This window comes from Paenibacillus farraposensis, assembly GCF_020736845.1.
Taxonomy (GTDB): Bacteria; Bacillota; Bacilli; order Paenibacillales; family Paenibacillaceae; genus Paenibacillus; species Paenibacillus farraposensis.
In genome coordinates, this window is record NZ_JAFFQR010000015.1 from 244204 (window position 1) to 263497 (window position 19294).

At 49.6% G+C, this 19294-nt stretch carries 16 protein-coding genes and 1 other annotated feature; all 16 genes read left to right on the top strand.

Translation table 11 applies throughout. The features are described 5' to 3' along the window. The first annotated feature begins 100 nt into the window (after positions 1-100). Positions 101-1495 carry a glutamyl-tRNA reductase gene (hemA, locus tag JO375_RS04115; protein WP_229523257.1) on the top strand — a complete coding sequence of 465 codons (1395 nt, stop codon included), beginning with the start codon at positions 101-103 and terminating at the stop codon, positions 1493-1495. A gap of 16 nt (positions 1496-1511) precedes the next feature. Beyond that, positions 1512-2339 carry a cytochrome c biogenesis protein CcsA gene (ccsA, locus tag JO375_RS04120; RefSeq protein ID WP_229523258.1) on the top strand — a complete coding sequence of 276 codons (828 nt, stop codon included), beginning with the start codon at positions 1512-1514 and terminating at the stop codon, positions 2337-2339. An 8-nt stretch (positions 2340-2347) separates the two neighbouring features. Next, on the top strand, positions 2348-2995 hold the full coding sequence (locus JO375_RS04125; protein WP_322098694.1) for a precorrin-2 dehydrogenase/sirohydrochlorin ferrochelatase family protein: 648 nt from the start codon (positions 2348-2350) through the stop codon (positions 2993-2995). A gap of 1 nt (position 2996) precedes the next feature. Next, positions 2997-3923, top strand: coding sequence for a hydroxymethylbilane synthase (gene hemC, locus JO375_RS04130; protein WP_229523260.1), 927 nt, complete (start codon positions 2997-2999; stop codon positions 3921-3923). Between the two features lie 4 nt (positions 3924-3927). Next, entirely contained in the window at positions 3928-5484 is a 1557-nt protein-coding gene (gene cobA, locus JO375_RS04135; RefSeq protein WP_229523261.1) for a uroporphyrinogen-III C-methyltransferase, read from the top strand. A 42-nt stretch (positions 5485-5526) separates the two neighbouring features. After that, entirely contained in the window at positions 5527-6525 is a 999-nt protein-coding gene (gene hemB, locus JO375_RS04140; RefSeq protein WP_229523262.1) for a porphobilinogen synthase, read from the top strand. Between the two features lie 31 nt (positions 6526-6556). After that, positions 6557-7861, top strand: coding sequence for a glutamate-1-semialdehyde 2,1-aminomutase (gene hemL / locus JO375_RS04145; protein ID WP_229523263.1), 1305 nt, complete (start codon positions 6557-6559; stop codon positions 7859-7861). Beyond that, on the top strand, positions 7858-8772 hold the full coding sequence (locus JO375_RS04150) for an RluA family pseudouridine synthase (RefSeq protein ID WP_229523264.1): 915 nt from the start codon (positions 7858-7860) through the stop codon (positions 8770-8772). Before hemL ends, JO375_RS04150 begins: the two co-directional genes overlap by 4 nt. Before the next feature lie 125 nt (positions 8773-8897). Continuing rightward, positions 8898-10220, top strand: coding sequence for a LysM peptidoglycan-binding domain-containing protein (locus tag JO375_RS04155; RefSeq protein WP_322098691.1), 1323 nt, complete (start codon positions 8898-8900; stop codon positions 10218-10220). Between the two features lie 99 nt (positions 10221-10319). Continuing rightward, positions 10320-10606 (top strand) — a binding site (T-box leader). 53 nt (positions 10607-10659) lie between these two features. Then, on the top strand, positions 10660-13326 hold the full coding sequence (locus tag JO375_RS04160) for a valine--tRNA ligase (protein WP_229523266.1): 2667 nt from the start codon (positions 10660-10662) through the stop codon (positions 13324-13326). A gap of 36 nt (positions 13327-13362) precedes the next feature. Beyond that, the gene (locus tag JO375_RS04165) at positions 13363-14739 is read left to right on the top strand and encodes a bifunctional folylpolyglutamate synthase/dihydrofolate synthase (protein ID WP_229523267.1); all 1377 of its coding nucleotides are present in this window, start codon (positions 13363-13365) and stop codon (positions 14737-14739) included. Between the two features lie 6 nt (positions 14740-14745). Beyond that, the gene (gene murC / locus JO375_RS04170; protein WP_229523301.1) at positions 14746-16113 is read left to right on the top strand and encodes a UDP-N-acetylmuramate--L-alanine ligase; all 1368 of its coding nucleotides are present in this window, start codon (positions 14746-14748) and stop codon (positions 16111-16113) included. A 180-nt stretch (positions 16114-16293) separates the two neighbouring features. Then, entirely contained in the window at positions 16294-17502 is a 1209-nt protein-coding gene (locus JO375_RS04175; protein WP_229523268.1) for an SPOR domain-containing protein, read from the top strand. Positions 17503-17623: 121 nt separating this feature from the next. Then, the gene (locus JO375_RS04180) at positions 17624-17866 is read left to right on the top strand and encodes a DUF4321 domain-containing protein (protein ID WP_229523269.1); all 243 of its coding nucleotides are present in this window, start codon (positions 17624-17626) and stop codon (positions 17864-17866) included. A 22-nt stretch (positions 17867-17888) separates the two neighbouring features. Then, on the top strand, positions 17889-18497 hold the full coding sequence (locus JO375_RS04185) for a Maf family protein (RefSeq protein WP_229523270.1): 609 nt from the start codon (positions 17889-17891) through the stop codon (positions 18495-18497). A 13-nt stretch (positions 18498-18510) separates the two neighbouring features. Next, positions 18511-19203 (top strand): RadC family protein, encoded by a 693-nt coding sequence (gene radC / locus JO375_RS04190; protein WP_229523271.1) that lies wholly within the window; start codon positions 18511-18513, stop codon positions 19201-19203. Positions 19204-19294 lie beyond the last annotated feature (91 nt).

The following is a 19294-nucleotide window of genomic DNA, read 5'->3' on the forward strand; positions in this document are numbered from 1 at the left end:
TCATAAAGCAGCCCAAGGAGACTCGGATTTCTGTGATATAATTAACATAGTTTATGATGACAGGTTACTCTTATTACAGTTTAGGCAGGTGAATTTTACAATGCACATCGTCGTTGTTGGGTTGAATTATCGTACGGCGCCTGTGGAAGTCAGAGAGCGTTTTACGTTTGCAGAACAAGATTTGCCGAAAGCGCTGGAGCAACTCAAACTTACCAAAAGTGTGTTGGAGGGCGTCATTGTCGCAACCTGCAATCGAACTGAGATATATGTTGTGGTAGACCGCCTTCACATGTGCGGTTATTTTATACGCAGTTTTATGGAGCAATGGTTCGGCATTCCGCGGGATCAATTTACACAGCATTTATATATATATGAGGACGAGCAGGCAATCCGGCATTTGTTTCGGGTGACTTGTGGTCTGGATTCGATGGTCATTGGGGAAACTCAAATTTTGGGACAGGTGAAGAATGCTTTTCTTCAGGCCCAATCGCAAAAAATAACGGCCACTTGGTTTAATATGTTGTTCAAGCAAGCCATCACATTGGGCAAGCGTGCCCATTCGGAGACGTCCATTGGAGAAAGCGCCGTATCTGTCAGCTATGCGGCCGTGGAGCTGGGCAAGCGAATTTTCGGCCTATTTACCGATAAGAAGGTGCTGATTCTCGGTGCAGGCAAAATGAGCGAGCTTACCGTGAAGCATTTGTACAGCGGTGGTGCAGCTGAGGTTATTGTGGCAAACCGGACCTTGTCCCGCGCGGAAGACCTGGCCTCCAAGTTTCGCGGAACGCCGGTCACGATGGAGGAAGGCATCAATCGTTTAGCGGATGTGGACATTGTCATCAGCTCGACAGGCGCCCAAGGATATATTTTGGATCGAAACCAGGTAGAAGCCAGCATGAAACGACGCCAGTCCCGTCCTTTGTTTATGATTGATATCGCGGTTCCACGGGATTTGGACCCGGCTATTGGGGAATTACACAACGTTTTTCTATACGATATTGATGATTTGGAAGGTATCGTAGAGAGCAATCTGGAGATGCGTCGTACCGAGGCTGCCAAAATCGAGCATATGATCGAAGGCGAGCTTGGCGAGTTCTATCAATGGTTGAAAACGATGGGAGTGCGTCCGGTGATTCGTGCTTTACAGGAAAAAGCGGAGTCCGTACACCAGGATACATTGGAAAGCTTGTTCAACAAGCTTCCAGAGCTGGATGAACGGCAGCGCAAAGTGATTAGCCGATTGACGAAGAGTATGCTGAACCAGATGATGCATGATCCGATCAATCGGGTGAAGGAGCTGGCTGTCCAAAAGCAGGGAAATGAGGCATTAGAGATGTTTAGCCACATTTTTGCTCTGGAGGATCGTTTGGAAGACGCCGCCCAGAGAGTAGATAAAAGCGATGCATCCGCGTTAATGAGACCGGAGGTCGGTGTTCACGAAAAAGCCGGTCAGTCCCAAGCTTCGCCAGCGTCGTTAGCGCCGGCCGGCCTGTAAAGGCGGGTGAACAGACGTGGCTTTAGACATGCTTATATATGATTCTATGATTTATGTTTTTGCCCTGAGCCTTCTGTTTGTATTCTCGGATGGGATTCGACGCAATGTGAATGCCAAACGGACAGGTACAGGGCTTCTTGTTGTCGTTCTGTTGCTCCAGCTCGTATATATGGGAATCAGAACCTGGAATGAGGGGCACCTGCCCATTTTCGTGACCTATGATTTTTTATTTCTGTTCTCGTTTATTTTAGTGCTGATTTCTTTGATTTTATCACGTTATCAGCATGCTGAATTTGCGGTATTGCTGCTTAATATTATTAGCTTCGCGGCGCTTGTACTCAATAAATTATGGATGCAGCCGACGGACGACCCGCTCGCTAATTGGCATACTGTGCATGGGCTGCTCCTGATTCATATTGCGCTGGCTAATCTCGGCTTTGTAGCGATGACAGTAGCAGCTGTGTTTTCGGGGCTGTATCTGTTCTTGCATCGTAAATTGAAAATCAAGAAATGGAACGACACGATCAGGCGTTTGCCGAGTCTCGAAATGATGGATCGGTATACGCATAAGGCGCTGCTGATCGGTACTCCATTACTTGGAGTTTCCATTGTCGTTGCAGTCATATCTATTATTGCCGAGCAGCGCTGGCGTCTTTTGCTGGATACCAAAGTGCTGGTGACAGCGATAGCCTTATGTGTGTATATTGTATTTTTAATGAGCAAAAGATGGAATCAGCGTTCAGGTCTTGTAATGGCCAAGTGGGCATTAGTGGGCTACGCACTCTTGATTCTTAACTTTTTGCTGAATTCCTGGTCAGTATTTCACCAGTGGACGGGAGAGTGAATGACCGTTTGCAGCATTTTGTCCCGATTTCGTTGAATTGTAACCATAAGAACTGTTGCGTTGTAGGCGGCGGTAAAATAGCAGAACGCAAGGTAAAGGGGCTGATAGGAAGCGGGGCATGCATTACCGTTATCAGCCCGAATATAACGCCGGATTTACAGGTTCTGGCCGATCACAAGCAGCTCCACTGGGTAAATCGCGTATATCGCGAGGGCGACCTTCAGGGAGCCTTTCTTGTATATGCGGCGACGAACCAGAGAGAAGTGAATAATGCAGTTGCCCATGAGGCCAGACAAAGAGGTATACTGGTAAATGTAGCCGATCGGCCGGAAGACGCTGATTTTATAACGCCAGGCATCATTCGGCGAGGGAGGCTGACGATCAGTGTCTCCACCACAGGAGCAGGCCCGGCTGTGACCGCGGATATTACTTCAGCCTTGGATACATTATTCGGGAGTGAATATGAGACGTATCTGGATTTTATGTACGATATGCGGCAGGTGATCAAACGTACTGTCAATTCACCGCAGCAAAGAGCCAAGCTGCTGAGGCGACTGGCAAGCAGCGGTATTTTGGATCAAATACGGCGTCATGAATTTACCGCTTGGACTGAAAAAGAGATAGACCAATGGATTGCGCAAAATCAGGAGGAATAACATGCGAACAATTGTGGTAGGCAGCAGACAGAGCGCGCTTGCGCTAACTCAGACCGGGCATGTCATTGAGGATTTGAAGGCGCTGTGCGCGGAGCATGGATTGGATTTGCAGTTTGTCGTCAAAAAAATACTGACCAAGGGCGATCGAATATTGGATGTAACCTTGTCCAAGGTAGGCGGAAAAGGCCTTTTTGTCAAAGAAATTGAACAGGCCATGCTGGCAGGTGAGATTGATATGGCAGTGCATAGTATGAAGGATATGCCGTCCGAATTGCCAGAGGGTCTTGTCAATGGCGCTGTACCACGCCGGGAGGACCCGCGGGATTGCCTCGTTTCACTTGGCGCAAAGAACTTGGAGGATTTGCCTCAAGGGGCAAAAGTAGGCACGAGCAGCCTGCGCCGAGCCAGTCAAATCAAGGCCATGCGCCCTGATTTGCAATTGGAGCCTGTACGCGGAAATATTGATTCCCGTCTGAAAAAGCTGGAGACGGAAGGCTTTGATGCCATTATTTTGGCAGCGGCGGGCTTGCACCGGATGGGCTGGAAAAAGCGAATTACGTCCTATATACCGGAAGAAGCTTGCTTGCCAGCAGTTGGGCAGGGAGCGCTTGGTATTGAATGCCGCGCTGACGATGAAGAGTTGCTGACATTGTTGCGTCTTTACAATGACCGGGATACTTCGGCTACGGTTATGGCCGAACGAACCTTCCTTGGCGTACTGAACGGGGGATGCCAAGTTCCGATTGGGGCACATGCAGTCTGGGCTGGCCAGGAAATCCGTCTCACGGGCATGGTAGGCTCGCCGGATGGTGAGGTTGTTTTGAAGGAAACGCTCCAGGGGACTGATCCTCAGAAGCTGGGAGAAGCGGTAGCAGCCAGTTTGATTGCCAAAGGAGCAGAACAGATTTTGGCGCAGGTAAGGGGTTGAGGATATGGCAGGAAAGGTATATTTAGTTGGCGCAGGACCCGGAGACGCGAGATTAATTACGGTCAAAGGGTGGGAATGTATTCAACTGGGGGATGTCATTGTATATGACCGATTGGCAAGCCCGCGTCTGTTGGCGCTGATGAAGCCAGGTGCCCAAAAAATATATGTCGGCAAGCTGCCGGATCGTCACACCATGAAGCAGGAGGATATTAATCAGCTGCTGGTGGATCTTGCCCTGGAAGGAAAAACGGTTGTCCGGCTCAAAGGGGGAGATCCCACTATCTTTGGGCGGGTCGGCGAAGAAGCCGGACTGCTGCGTAAACACGGTATTTCTTATGAAATCATACCCGGCATCACCTCAGCAATCAGTGTTCCTGCTTATGCAGGTATTCCGGTTACACACCGGGATATGGCCTCATCGCTGTCTATCATTACGGGGCATGAAAGTCCGGATAAACTCGACAAAAGTATTCATTGGGATAAAGTAACGAACGCAACGGGCACACTGATCTTTATGATGGGTGTGGCAAAGATCGGCTATATCAGTGAGCAGCTGATAAAGCACGGCAAGTCGCCCGATACACCTGTTGCTTTGGTTCGTTGGGGAACCCGTGCCGAGCAGGATACGCTGGTGGGTACACTGGCGGATATTGAGGCCAAGGTGAAGGCTGCAAATTTTCAGCCTCCCGCTGTCATCGTGGTCGGTGAAGTGGTCAATCAGCGTGAACAGCTAAAATGGGCCGAGGATATGCCTTTGTTCGGCAAGCGGATTTTGGTCACACGCGCACGCGCGCAGGCCAGCAGCCTGGTTCACCGGATTGAGGAACTTGGCGGCGAGCCGTACGAGTTTCCTGTCATCCAGACGGTGATTCCTTCGGACGAGCCGACGAAGCAGCAAATTAAAGAAGCATTTGCCAGGCTGCCGGAATATGACTGGGTGTTTTTTACCAGTGTTAACGGTGTGGAATATTTCTTTACCCATTTGAAGGAACAGGGCAAGGACGTGCGGTCGTTGTCTAAAGCGCGGATTGCCGCAGTCGGACCGGCTACAGCTGCCGCACTTCGTGCACACGGACTGGTGGCGGAGCAGATCGAAGGGCCGTTTCAGGCAGAGGGCTTGCTCGAAGCGTTTGAGCAGGATTTAAATGCAGGGCAGAATGCATTCCTCCCCAGAGGTGATCTGGCCCGGTCCTGGCTGCCGGAAAAGCTGAAAGAGATGGGGCTTGAGGTGACCGAGGCTGATCTCTATCGAACTGTGCTGGCGGCAAACACACAGGATGATGAGCTGCTCAAGCTGCTAGAGGAACGCGCCATCCATGCCATTACCTTTACCAGTTCCTCAACTGTCACCTTTTTTATGGAAGCGCTGAGGGAAATGGGGGTTGATGACCCGGTGTCGCTGCTGGAGGGAGTTGCGATTTGTGTAATAGGCCCTTTAACCGGTCAGACAGCTACCCAGGCCGGTTTGAACGTCAGCTTGATGTCGGAGAAGGCAACCATTGAAAGCCTGGTCCAAGCCCTATGTGACTGGAAACAATCAAGTACTATTGTGACACGATAAGCTGTTTGCCAAATGAATGTATAAAAATGGAGGTTTGCAATTATGGGTGTTCCTTTTACGAGACATCGTCGTTTGCGCCAGTCGGCTGCAATTCGCAGCATGGTGCGTGAGACTGTATTGAATCCGGCTGATTTTATCCAGCCGATTTACGTAACATTTGGCACTGGGGTAAAGCGGGAAATCAGCTCCATGCCTGGCGTATACCGTTTTTCTCTTGATCAGCTGGAGGAGGAACTGAAAGAAATTAGTGAGCTGGGCATTCCCGCCGTGCTCTTGTTTGGCATACCGGAAACCAAAGACAGTTTGGGAACTTCGGCTTTTGCGGACGATGGTATTGTTCAGGAAGCTACGCGGCTGATCAAGTCCCGCTATCCCGAGCTGCTGGTTGTAGCCGACACTTGTTTGTGTGAATTTACGGATCATGGACATTGCGGTATGGTACATATGCATGAGCATAATGGTGATATATGCGGCGAAGTATTAAATGATGAATCCCTGGAAGTGCTGGTGCGCACGGCGGTTTCCCAGGCTAAAGCAGGTGCGGATATTATCGCTCCATCCAATATGATGGACGGTTTTGTACAGGCCATTCGCCAAGGATTGGATCAGGAAGGCTTCTCACACATTCCAATTATGTCGTATTCCGTCAAATATGCGTCTGCATTTTACGGTCCTTTCCGGGAAGCGGCAGATTCTGCGCCGCAGTTTGGTGACCGCAAATCCTATCAGATGGACCCGGCCAATGCACGTGAAGCGTTGCGAGAGGCAGAATCCGATGTGTTAGAGGGAGCAGACATGCTGATGGTGAAGCCCTCCCTTTCTTACCTGGACGTGATGCGCACTATTAAGGATCAGTTTGATCTGCCTATGGTCGCTTACAATGTCAGCGGTGAATATGCGATGGTCAAAGCGGCAGCTCTCCAGGGCTGGATTGATGAAAAAGCGACGGTGCTGGAGATTTTGACAAGTATGAAGCGTGCGGGTGCGGATATGATCATTACCTATTCCGCCAAGGATGCGGCCAGATGGTTGAAGCAATAATTGTACCTTTTAGAAGACAGGAGTGATCAAAATGAACGGCGATCAGCGAACATTGCGCAAGGATACTCGCTCTAAAGCAGCTTTTGATGAGGCAAAACAATATATTCCGGGTGGCGTTAACAGCCCGGTTCGAGCTTTTAAATCCGTAGGCATAACGCCAGTATATATTGACCGTGGAGAAGGATCACGTGTATATGATATCGATGGTCAATCTTATATTGACTATGTATGTTCATGGGGACCGCTGATTATGGGCCATGCACATCCTGAAGTGGTTAAAGCTTTACAGGTTGCGGTTGTAAAAGGAACCAGCTTCGGTGCACCAACGCTGGCGGAGACGGAAATGGCCAAGCTCGTATGTGAACGTGTTCCTTCCATGGATCTTGTTCGTATGGTCAGCTCGGGAACCGAAGCGACCATGAGTGCGATCCGACTTGCACGCGGATTTACGAAACGCAGCAAAATTCTTAAATTTGAAGGCTCCTATCACGGTCATGCGGACAGCTTGCTGATTAAAGCGGGCTCTGGTGTTGCGACACTAGGTCTGCCCGACAGCCCGGGTGTGCCTGAGGTTGTGGCCACACATACAATCACCGTCCCCTATAACGATTTGGCTTCGGTCAAGCTGGCTTTTGAAAAATTTGGCGAAGAAATTGCCGCAATTATTGTCGAGCCGGTAGCAGGCAATATGGGAGTCGTACCCCCACAGCCCGGATTTTTGGAAGGGTTGCGTGAAGTAACCCGGCAATATGGAAGTCTGCTGATTTTTGATGAAGTGATGACCGGATTCCGGGTGGGGCTTCACTCTGCCCAAGGACGCTTTGGTGTGACACCGGATCTTACGTGTCTGGGCAAAGTCATTGGGGGCGGACTGCCGGTAGGTGCTTACGGCGGACGTCGCGACATTTTGGAGCAAATCGCCCCATCCGGGCCTATTTATCAAGCGGGTACGCTGAGCGGAAATCCATTGGCTATGGCTGCAGGCTATTCCACACTTAAGCTGCTGACGCCAGAAGTATATGATCGGCTGGAAGAACGGGCGGCACGGCTTCAGGCCGGATTCGAACGTAACGCGCGTGAGCTGGGCATACCGATCTCGATCAACCGTGTAGGTTCGATGGTGTGTCCATTTTTCACTGAAGAGAAGGTCGTCAATTTTGATATGGCCAAGACGAGTAATCAGGATCACTTCCGCCGTTATTTTACCGAAATGGTGAATGAGGGAGTCAGCGTGGCCCCATCTCAATTTGAGGGCATGTTCGTATCGGGCGTGCATACGGTTGAAGACATTGACGCTACCATTGAAGCGAACTATCGTGCGCTCAAACGTCTATGAGCTGGCAAGGTAGCTGGAAGAGAAGGGGACCGTGGCTGGAAGTCACACCGGGACGGGAACTGGAAGCTGGTGAAAAGCGCACCGATGATGCTGTCGATCACTGGTTGCTGAACTGTTTGGGACTATCAGACAAGCTGTGGCGCAAGCTGCGGCACGAAAAAAGGATTGAATGGACAGGGGACCGGCTGCGGCTGGCCCTTTTTCCTGTCATGGACCTTGGCGTTACACCTCGTTGGCATGATTTGAAGGTACTGTATGAGGATGATTTTTGCCTGGTCGTACATAAACCGGCAGGCATGGCAGTACATCCAGACGGCGGTGTAAAGGATGGCCCGCTGACGCTGGATCATGCGGTCGCCTCCTATTATGAGATCCACGGCATTCATGCAGCAGTACGGCATGTACATCGTTTGGATGTGGATACGACAGGCCCGGTGCTGTATGCCAAAAATGAATTCGCATTGCTCAAACTGGACGAGCAAATGCGTGCCAAGAACATTGGCCGTCGTTATGTAGCTTTGGTACGGGGAAAAGTGCCTTCATCGCTGCGGACATTAGATTGGCCGATTGGCAAGGACAGGCATCACAAGCAGCGTCGCCGTGTATCTAAGACCGGGCAAAAGGCAGTTACCCATGTGGAACTTGGTGAGGTATGGGGGAGCGGTCCAAGTGCGATCAGCCTTGTATACCTGACATTGGACACTGGCCGGACGCATCAGATTCGCGTTCATCTTAGTCATGCTGGCTACCCGCTGCTTGGAGACGTATTATACGGGGGGCGTGCTGCCGATTTTGGGAGGCAGGCTCTGCACGGAGAGCGTCTGACCTTCCGTCACCCGTTAAGCGGCGAGACCATTACGGTGGAGGATGCTTGGCCAGATGATTTGCAAAAGCTGCACAAACAGCTATAAAAGATGGCATGCCTTCTATTTTGGCGCATATACTTGAACCTAGAAACGGTTTGCAATATGGAGTTTCCGTGCGCCTGACAGGAGTCAGAGGATGTGCGGAGGCTGCCCAAAGGAGGATGCCATCCTTGAATAAACAACAGAATGATCAGCCGCAAGGCTTGCGTTTTGATATTTATGAACGCATCCATTTGACGGAGGAAGCGGCCGGAATTGCTGAGCTGGAGGAAATTGAGCTTCTGCCTCGCATTCAGGTTGTAACCCACGGCGACCATGCCGCTTTGCGAGGGCATTTGCTGCTGGAGGGCGTGTACCGCACACCTGAAGAGGTGAAGAGCGAGCTTCATCATTTGATTCCTGTGGAAATTACCATTCCACTGAACCGGGTAGGACGATTGGAAGATATTTCTGTTGAGATTGAAAATTTTGATGTGGACCTGCTCTCTTTGCGCAGTCTGAACATTACTGGCGTTCTTTCACTGCACGGAGTGGAAAGCTCGCATGCCGAGGAGACAGCCGTTTGGCTGGATGAAGAGTTCACCGTGGTGCATGCCCCTGAGCCTTCAATTCCATCCCCATCTACAGCTGGAGAGTATCGACAGGAAGAGGTCGACTCTGCCGCAGAATCTGAGCCTGATCACATTACGGAGTCTGAAACTTCCTACCAAGTGCCTGTACAACAGGAGTTTGCTTCCCGGGAACAGCCGTCACAGGACCATACGGAGCAGAAATTGTTATCAGCACAGCAAGCATACGAGCCAGCAATAGATCCAGATCGACTGGATGATCCCTGGACGGGTAAAGCGGGTGAAAACAGCCCTTCTGAAAAAAAGCACGAGCATGCTGCACCGGAAGTATGGGGATTTCAGCAAGAGAAAGCATCGACAGGACGTGAGCCGAAGGTATCTTCTGTATCTGCTGATGCGGTTCATAATCCCTTGCAGGCTGCCTCCCATCTTTCCGCGGAACCGGAGGCCTGTCAGGAACCGCAATGGGAAGCGAGCCAGGCCGATGATTTTAGACCTGAAGCGTCAGAACAGGTGCAGTATACAGCCCATGACACTTTTCATGAAGAGAAGCCGGAGATGCGCGTGGCCCTTAGCAGCAAAAAGGACGAAGGAGCAGACGAGCCGGACCCGGTTGTCTACTCCTCACTGCTCCAATCCAGCCGTTCGGTGAAGGAAGCGGAATATCAGCAGCAGTTGGAGCAGCAGCCCGAGGATGAGGTTCAGAAAACTGAGGAAGAGCGAGAGAATACCAAGTGGAAAAACCTTTTTTTCCATACGCAGGATGAAACGCCTTTCCGCAAGGTCCGCTTATGTATTGTGCAACGTGAGGATACACTGGAAACGATAGCTGATCGCTATCAGCTCAGTTCACGGGAGCTTCAATTGTATAACAGACTGGCAGAGCATCATGTGGAAGAAGGGCAGGTATTGTATATCCCTTGATCCAGTCGCTGAAAAAATACACAGCGGGTGCTGACTATAGTCAATGAGAAATGGGTGTTGACTACAGTCACTGGGAAATGTATGATGTGGTATAGCTATTAAAAGACTGAGATCGGGAAGAGTAGGCAGCAAGCCCTTCAGAGAGTGGAATTGCAGCGCTGTGAGGTTCCGCAGGAAGCTACTGGCCGAAGTCACCCGGGAGTCGCCTGTTTGAACGGTTCCTCATTTGCATTCCGACGGAAGGTACGAGGTTCACGGTAGAATAAGGCCGGTCCGCAACCGTTATCTGCATAAAGTGTCACACCAATGTGTAATGGATCAGTGGATACATACACGAGGGGTGAAACAAAGGTGGTACCGCGAAAGAACAGCCTTTCGTCCTTTGAGGATGGAGGGCTTTTTTATTTTGCCAATTGAAAAATCATGGAGGTATCCTGATATGTCAGAACAAGACAACAAGACAACCTTGGAAATGCCAACAACATACGATCCGAAATCAGCAGAGCAAAAATGGTATAAAACGTGGATGGAGAAAGGTTATTTCCGCGCCGGGCAGCATCCGGAAGCAGAGCCTTTTACAATCGTTATTCCACCACCAAATGTAACGGGGATGCTGCACATTGGACATGCTCTTGACTTTACCCTGCAGGATATTATTATCCGTGCCAAGCGGATGCAGGGATACGACGCCCTGTGGCTGCCGGGGGCAGACCATGCAGGGATTGCTACGCAAACCAAGGTAGAGCAGAAACTGCGTGAAGAAGGTCTGACACGTTATGACCTGGGCCGTGAGAAGTTTTTGGAGAAGGTATGGGAATGGAAGGAACTTTATCTGGATAACATCCATAATCAATGGGAGAAAATGGGTTTTTCTCTCGACTATTCCCGTGAACGCTTTACGCTGGATGAAGGACTGTCCAAAGCGGTACGTGAAGTATTCGTAAAACTGTACAAAAAAGGCTTGATCTATCGTGGTAAACGCATTATCAACTGGGACCCTGCTGCACGTACGGCATTGTCGGACATTGAGGTGGAATACAAAGAGGTGAACGGAAATCTGTATCATCTCCAATATCCACTTAAAGACGGCAGCGGGTTTATTACTGTAGCCACTACCCGTCCTGAAACCATGTTGGGCGATACAGCTGTTGCTGTGCATCCGGAGGATGAGCGGTACAAGCAAATGATCGGCAAAACACTTGTGCTTCCGATTATTGGGCGGGAAATTCCGATTATTGCCGACGATTATGTGGATAAAGATTTCGGTAGCGGCGCGGTTAAAATTACACCGGCTCATGATCCGAACGATTTTGAAATGGGACAACGTCACCAGCTTCCGCAAATTACGGTCATGGACGAAACGGGAACGATGAATGCCGAGGCAGGCAAATATCAGGGCCTTGATCGCAGTGATTGCCGCAAGCAAATCGTGGCTGATTTGAAGGAACAGGGCGTACTCGTTCGCATTGAAGAGCATGTGCATCAGGTAGGCCACAGTGAACGTACAGGTGTAGTTGTAGAACCTTATCTGTCTACACAATGGTTTGTAGAGATGAAGCCTTTGGCGGCCAAGGCGATTGAAGCGCAAAAAGCTGGCAACGGTGTGAATTTTGTGCCCGACCGCTTTGAGCGTACGTATCTGCACTGGATTGAAAATGTGCGTGACTGGTGTATTTCCCGTCAGCTGTGGTGGGGACATCGTATTCCGGCCTGGTATGACGAAGAAACCGGAGAAATTATTGTTTCGGTGGAGGACCCTACAAACCTGCCAGAATACGCCGGCAGAAAGCTGAAACAGGATGAGGATGTGCTGGATACATGGTTCAGCTCCGGTTTGTGGCCGTTTTCGACACTGGGCTGGCCTGAGCAGACCGAGGACCTCAAACGCTACTATCCGACCAATGTTTTGGTTACAGGCTATGATATTATTTATTTCTGGGTGTCGCGGATGATTTTTACCGCACTGGAGTTTACAGAAGAGATCCCGTTCAAAGACGTGCTGATGCACGGCCTGGTGCGTGATGCGGACGGTAGAAAAATGTCCAAATCCCTCGGCAATGGTGTGGACCCGCTCGATGTAATCGACAAATATGGTACAGACGCCATGCGGTATATGATTTCGACCAGCAGTACGCCGGGACAAGACCTTCGTTTCCGTTGGGAACGGGTAGAGCAAGCCCGTAACTTTGCCAATAAAATCTGGAATGCGTCCCGCTTTGCGCTGATGAATCTGGAAGGTGTTACCGCAGCGGATATCGACATTACCGGTGACCTGAGCACTGCTGATCGTTGGATTCTCCATCGTCTGAACGAAACTTCACGAGATATTACGCGTCTAATAGATGCTTATGAATTTGGCGAGACAGGCCGCCTTCTGTATAACTTTATTTGGGATGATTTGTGCGACTGGTACATTGAGTTTGCGAAGCTTTCCTTGTATGGTGACAACGCAGAAGCGAAAAAGAAAACACAGTCTGTACTGGCATATGTACTGGATCGGACACTGCGCATGATTCATCCGTTCATGCCGTTTATCTCCGAGGAAATATGGCAGCATCTTCCGCATAAAGGCGAAACAATTACATTGGCGGCATGGCCTATGTATGATCCGGCCTTTGAGGATAAGGATGCGGTAGCTGAAATGGATTTACTGATCAACATAATTCGCGCTGTGCGCAATATCCGCGCTGAGGTCAACGTGCCGATGAGTAAAAAGGTTGAATTGCTCATAAAACCCGGCGAGCAAGCCGTTCTCGATATCATTAACCGCAATGCGGAATATGTACGCCGATTCTGTAATACGTCCGAATTCGACGCGGGATTGGAATTCTCTGCTCCAGATAAAGCCATGACATCTGTAGTCAGCGGTGCAGAACTATACCTGCCATTGGCCGGATTGCTTGATATTGCCCAGGAAATTAGCAGACTGGAAAAAGAGCTTCAGCATTTGAACAGTGAAGTGGAGCGCGTGGAGAAAAAACTTTCCAATCAAGGTTTCGTGGCTAAGGCACCTGCCAAAGTCATCGAGGAAGAGAAGGCGAAACAAGCCGATTACTCAGAAAAGCGCGCCAAAGTTATCGCACGTATTGAAGAACTCAAGGGATAATTTCACTCACTATAAAATGACCTGAAGGTGAAGAGAATGTCAGACACAAGCAGGGGGAGCGAAGCTGCCCCTTTACAGAGCTATGATGAAGCAGTGGAATGGATTAACGGATTAATTCCGTTTGGAATCAGACCGGGGCTGGAACGGATCGAACAACTAATGAGCATGCTGGGTGAGCCGCAACGGCATTTGAAATTTGTACATGTTGCCGGGACCAACGGCAAGGGGTCAACCTGTGCCTTTTTGACCTCTGTCCTGATGAAATGCGGTTATGATGTCGGGACCTTTACGTCTCCGTACATCACACGATTTACGAATCGGTTTCAATTCAACGGGGTCGATATTCCAGATGAGACGCTGGTTTTGCTTGCGAACCGCTTGTACCCATTGGTAAAAGAAATAGCAGCCGGTGAATTAGGATCACCTACGATGTTTGAGGTATCGACAGCGCTGGCTATTCTATACTATGCGACAGTGTCTTTTCCGGATGTTGTGGTATGGGAGACAGGTCTCGGGGGAAGGATGGATGTAACTAATATCGTGAATCCTATCGTCTCGATTATTACGAATGTAGGCTATGACCATACAGATATCCTGGGAGATACGCTTGAGCAGATTGCAGGAGAAAAGGCTGGAATCATCAAGCCGGGTGTTCCTGTCGTAAGCTGCGTTTCCCAGCCTGAGGCAATGAGGGTTATACGGGAAATGGCTGTAAGAAGGGGATCTGCCTTGTATCTGGCAGGTGAACAGTTTACGTATGAACGGCTGAACGGGGACGAAACAGGCCAGACGTTCTCATTCGCTGGTCCCTTCCGGAGTATGGAAATCGGCATCACGCTATTAGGTGAGCATCAATGTGCCAATGCGGCAGGAGCTATGATGGCACTTGAGGTCCTTCGTCAGTATATGGCCTTTGTGTTGGAGGATGACGAACTGCTGGAGGGCTTTAAACAGGCTGCCTGGGCCGGACGTCTCGAACAGGTCAGCACCTCGCCGAGAATTGTCATTGATGGGGCTCATAATCCAGAAGGGGCACAGACGCTTGCCAAGAGTCTTCCCCAGCTTTATTCATACAGAAAACTGGTTTTAATGATGGGGATGCTGTCAAACAAGCATCATGAAGCATACTTGCAGCATATACTGCCACTAGTGGATACGCTTATCCTGACCGAGCCTGTTTTTCGTCGCAAAATGGATGCCGCTGAATTGGCTCATCTCGTGGAGAAGCTGCGGCCGTCTTATGCCAAAACGGATTTGGAAATTATTGTAGAAGGTGACTGGAAAAAGGCTCTTGCCCTGCTGCAGTCACATACGGAAGCGGAAGATCTGGGGGTGGTGTCCGGTACGCTGTATCTCATTTCGGATGTACGGGCTACCCTTATGCATCAAACCGATTCGGAAAAAGGTTGGTGAAATTTGTTGATTACTTCGGAACATGTTCATTTTATCGGTATCGGCGGCTACGGGATGAGCGCGATTGCTCGGGTTATGCTGGAGATGGGATATACCGTAACCGGCTCAGATGTGGCATCACAAGAGCTGACAGAGAAATTGGCGGCAAAAGGCGCAAAAATATATATTGGACACACCCCTGAACATATTGCAGGTGCGGATATCGTCGTCTATTCAACAGCATTGCCCCGTGACAATGTGGAGCGGGTGGCAGCAGAAGAATTGAATATTCCAACGCTGCACCGTTCACAGATGCTGGCTCGTTTGCTTAACGAACGCAAGGGAGTGGCTGTTGCAGGAGCGCACGGTAAAACGACAACCTCTTCGATGATTGCTCTGGTTATGGAGAGATGCAATGTTGATCCAACGTATATCATTGGTGGCGAAATCACGAATTTAGGTACGAATGCCAAAGCGGGAAAAAGCGAGTTTGTCGTTGCCGAGGCGGACGAGAGCGATGGCTCTTTCCTGCAATATCATCCTTGGCAAGGTATTGTAACCAACATCGAAGCCGATCATCTGGAGAATTATGGTGGAGACTTTAATCGCTTGAAAAATGCCTATGTGCAGTTCTTGAGTCAAATACGGCCAGATGGTGCAGCTATTGTATGTGCAGATGATCAGAACATCCGGGAGATCATTCCTCAGCTTCAAACCCGGGTTATTACCTACGGAGTGGATCATGAGGCGGATTATATGGCGACAGACATTCAATTAGGCGATCGTCGATTAAGCTTTACCATGAGCCGTAAGGGAACAGAACTCGGAACCATCGAATTGTCCGTACCGGGCAGACATAATATGTACAATGCGATGGCGACTGTGATTTCATGTCTGGAAGCAGGGATTCCTTTCGAGCAAATTGCAGCCTCGATTTTGGAGTTTCACGGAGCCAAGCGCCGTTTTCAAGTGCTGGGTGAAGGCAATGACATTTTGGTTATTGATGACTATGCGCATCATCCTACAGAGATTGAGGCTACGATTAGTGCAGCGAAAGCAACCGGCAAGCGTATTATTGCTGTGTTTCAGCCGCAACGCTACAGCCGTACCTTTTTTCTGCTAGATGCCTTCAGCCGCGCGTTTAGTGAAGCTAATGAAGTCATTATTACCGACATCTATTCACCAGCAGGAGAAAAACAAATTGAAGGTGTGCATTCCTCCAAGCTTGTGGATTTGATTGTCCAGAACAGCAATGCCAATGCGATCTACTTGCCGACCAAGGAAGCCGTGATCGAGGAGTTGAAAGATCGGCTGCAGCCTGGTGATCTTGTACTGACGATGGGGGCAGGAGATATCTGGAAAGCAGCCGACGCATTAGCACGCCATCTTCACTAACGTAAAGCGCAATTAGTACAACCAAGATAGGTTATGTCGATGATTGTAGCGATACCCAAGGTATTCCGGGCACGAATGTGTCTCGGGGTACCTTTTTTTGTATTGCTGAAGGCATATTTCCTTAGCGTGATACATACAACAGACTATGAGGAAGTATGGGACAAGGAGGGGAGTACATTCGTGAATAAGGCCAAGATGACATTCAGGTTCGATCACCAACAGCCAGAGCCAAGCCAGGAGGAAAAGCTACAGGTGCTTCCGTATAAAAACAGGCCGATTGTAAATGACCTGCAGGATAACAAGCGACGAATTAGCGAAACGGCAGAACATATGGAACATATACAAGAATCCAATCCCGATGAACTTGCAAGCGCGAATAAACGCATTACAAGACGGCGCTTTGCTCCGGCTTTGAGAGCGCAGGGGGGATGGGACGATCCCTTCGGTCATTCGGCGGCTTCCTGGTCAGATGCAGATGTCTTGCCTGATAGTCAGGAAGAAGAGGGAGATAGGGAGACTTATTATTTCGGTTACGAGTACCGAAAGCGTCCGCCCCACCCTTCCCGATGGAAGTTGATCGGGTCAGTAGCCAGTGCATTGGTGACTGGAGGGATGTTTGGATATATTATGCTGCTGCTGTTTAACGGAGGAGGAGTGGCCCCCGGATCAGAATCCTCGGCAGAGCAGGCCGTACCGGTTTTTAATGAATCTGTTGGTACAGCTACACCATCAGTAAAAGAGAATTCTACCCCTGTAGCAGTTGTAGCGGCTCAAGTTCCTCCGCAAACTTATTACATGCTGCAGTACGGGGTCTTTAGCACTCCGGAACGCGCTTTGCAAGCAAAAGAAGAATTGCTGAAGGTGGGCATTGCTGCCGGAGGAGATGCCGAAGACCAGAATCGGGTGTATGCGGGGATATCGCCAGACCGGGAGCAGGCCAAGCTGCTCAGCAACCAATTGAAGACGCAAGGCGTTGAATTGTATGTTCGTGAGCTTCAATTGCCCGGATTGGAAAAAGCCGCTTATGGGGGCGAAGGTGAAAAGCTCACCGCCTTTTTTCAGCTAAGCAGCACATTAGTGGGCAAATTTAGTGGACTTAGCTCTTCTTTGCTCGGAGAAGGCGGTTCAACTGCGGTATCCAGCTCCGAAATGAAGGAGCTGAATGATCTGCATCAGCAGTGGACGCAAAGTATTGCTGTCCTTCCCTCCGGTCTCCCGAAGGAAGCGGCTGCTTCTGCGGCTTCGTTGGAGAAGGCAATGAACAGTGCGGTCTCTGCACTTGGAGAATACAACAAGAATACAGCCAAGGAGCACATTTGGGAGATTCAGTCCTCCATGATGGCGTATGTTTTGCGTGAGAATGAATTTATCCGGTTCATAAAACAATAGACTAATCACATATTTCGCCAAGGAATTGGAAATAGTTCCCCATGCCGGATTTCTGTTTGTATTGCGGTACAAATCACCGTATAATAATGAAGGTGTCAAAAAATGGCGAGGGAAGATCAGAGTGAAAAAAAATGTAGGAATGCTTATATTGTTTTTGTTGCTCGGTTGGCTTTTGGGTGCATGGATTGCCAAAGCTCTTCAATCGTTCAAAGTCCTTTCCTTTCTGACCCACCCCACTATGATATCCTGGTCGCCGAGAGCGGATCTGGATATTATCAGTTACAACATAACGTTAAATTTTGAAATGAGCCTGCTTAGTCTGATCGGCATTATCGCCGCGTTCTGGCTGTATCGCAGGCTCTAATTGATGAAAAGGAGCCTCCCTTATGGACGGGAAAATTACGCCCCGCATTATTCTGGCATCGACTTCACCAAGAAGGAAGGAATTGCTCGCATTTTTAAGACTTCCCTTTGAGGTGATGCCAAGTCATGTGGATGAGAGCACGCCTGAGAGCTGGACGCCTCAGCAAATTGTGGAGACCCTTGCGGTACGCAAGGCCGAAGCGGTCACGAACATTGCCGCCCAGTCCGAAGAAGCCGGACTGGTCATTGGCAGTGATACCATTGTCGTGCTGGATGGTGTGGTACTGGGCAAACCTGTAGATCATGCGGACGCGGTTCGTATGCTGACGGCCTTGCAGGGAAGAACACACCGTGTGTATACAGGGGTGGCCTGTATACATGCTGTAACCGGTCAAAAGCTTGTCAGACATCGCCAAACGGAGGTTATGATGAAGCCTTTGAGCCATGAGCAAATTGTGGCTTATGTGAATACAGGCGAGCCGTCTGACAAAGCAGGAGCGTATGGCATACAGGGGATGGGTGCCATGCTGGTGGAATCGATTCAGGGTTGTTATTTTAACGTCGTAGGATTGCCGCTTTCCCTGCTGTCGGATATGCTGTCCGATTTTGGAGTGAATGTGCTGCGTCCTTAAAGGGGATGAACATATGTTGGAGTCGCCAATACCGATGCTTCGCGACCTCCCCCATGAAGAACGACCAAGAGAGCGCATGATAACATATGGGGCAGAAGCCTTGAGCAACGCGGAGTTGCTGGCAATATTACTGCGTACAGGAACACAAAATGAATCGTCGGTGCTTTTAGCGCAACGTATTTTGCAGCAGGCGGGGAGCTTGCGCCAATTGGTGGATATGAGTCTGAGCGAGCTGACCCAGATTAAAGGCATTGGAAATGCCAAAGCGATACAGTTAAAAGCGGGTATCGAACTGGGGCGCAGATTAGCGTTGTCCCGCCATTTGGAGACCCCCGTGATCAGTTGCCCGCGAGATGTGGCAGATCTGCTGTTTGAACAGCTTCGTTATTTGCAGAAAGAGCATTTTGTATGCCTGTTCCTAAATACTAAAAATCATGTTATTGCCCAGGAAACACTTTCGATGGGCAGTCTGAATTCAGCCATCGTGCATCCTCGTGAAGTGTTTCGGGCGGCGATCAAATGCAGCAGTGCTTCGATTATTTGTGCCCATAACCATCCGAGTGGTGATCCGAAGCCAAGCCCGGAGGATGTTCAATTGACCCGTCGCCTGATGGAGGCGGGCAGAATCGTAGGTATCGACGTCCTTGATCATATTGTGATTGGGGACGGGACCTTTGTAAGTTTGAAGGAACAAGGTCTGATATAATATAATATTTAATATTTAAATCAAACATTTAAAATACGACCGGCTAAGCCGGCCTGAATAAACCGTTTATACATGGATAACAGATTTCAGG

Coding starts and splice junctions, on each gene's coding strand:
- hemA (WP_229523257.1), top strand. CDS start 101: ATGCACATCGTCGTTGTTGGGTTGAATTATCGTACGGCGCCTGTGGAA.
- hemC (WP_229523260.1), top strand. CDS start 2,997: ATGCGAACAATTGTGGTAGGCAGCAGACAGAGCGCGCTTGCGCTAACT.
- cobA (WP_229523261.1), top strand. CDS start 3,928: ATGGCAGGAAAGGTATATTTAGTTGGCGCAGGACCCGGAGACGCGAGA.
- hemB (WP_229523262.1), top strand. CDS start 5,527: ATGGGTGTTCCTTTTACGAGACATCGTCGTTTGCGCCAGTCGGCTGCA.
- hemL (WP_229523263.1), top strand. CDS start 6,557: ATGAACGGCGATCAGCGAACATTGCGCAAGGATACTCGCTCTAAAGCA.
- JO375_RS04150 (WP_229523264.1), top strand. CDS start 7,858: ATGAGCTGGCAAGGTAGCTGGAAGAGAAGGGGACCGTGGCTGGAAGTC.
- JO375_RS04160 (WP_229523266.1), top strand. CDS start 10,660: ATGTCAGAACAAGACAACAAGACAACCTTGGAAATGCCAACAACATAC.
- JO375_RS04165 (WP_229523267.1), top strand. CDS start 13,363: ATGTCAGACACAAGCAGGGGGAGCGAAGCTGCCCCTTTACAGAGCTAT.
- JO375_RS04185 (WP_229523270.1), top strand. CDS start 17,889: ATGGACGGGAAAATTACGCCCCGCATTATTCTGGCATCGACTTCACCA.
- radC (WP_229523271.1), top strand. CDS start 18,511: ATGTTGGAGTCGCCAATACCGATGCTTCGCGACCTCCCCCATGAAGAA.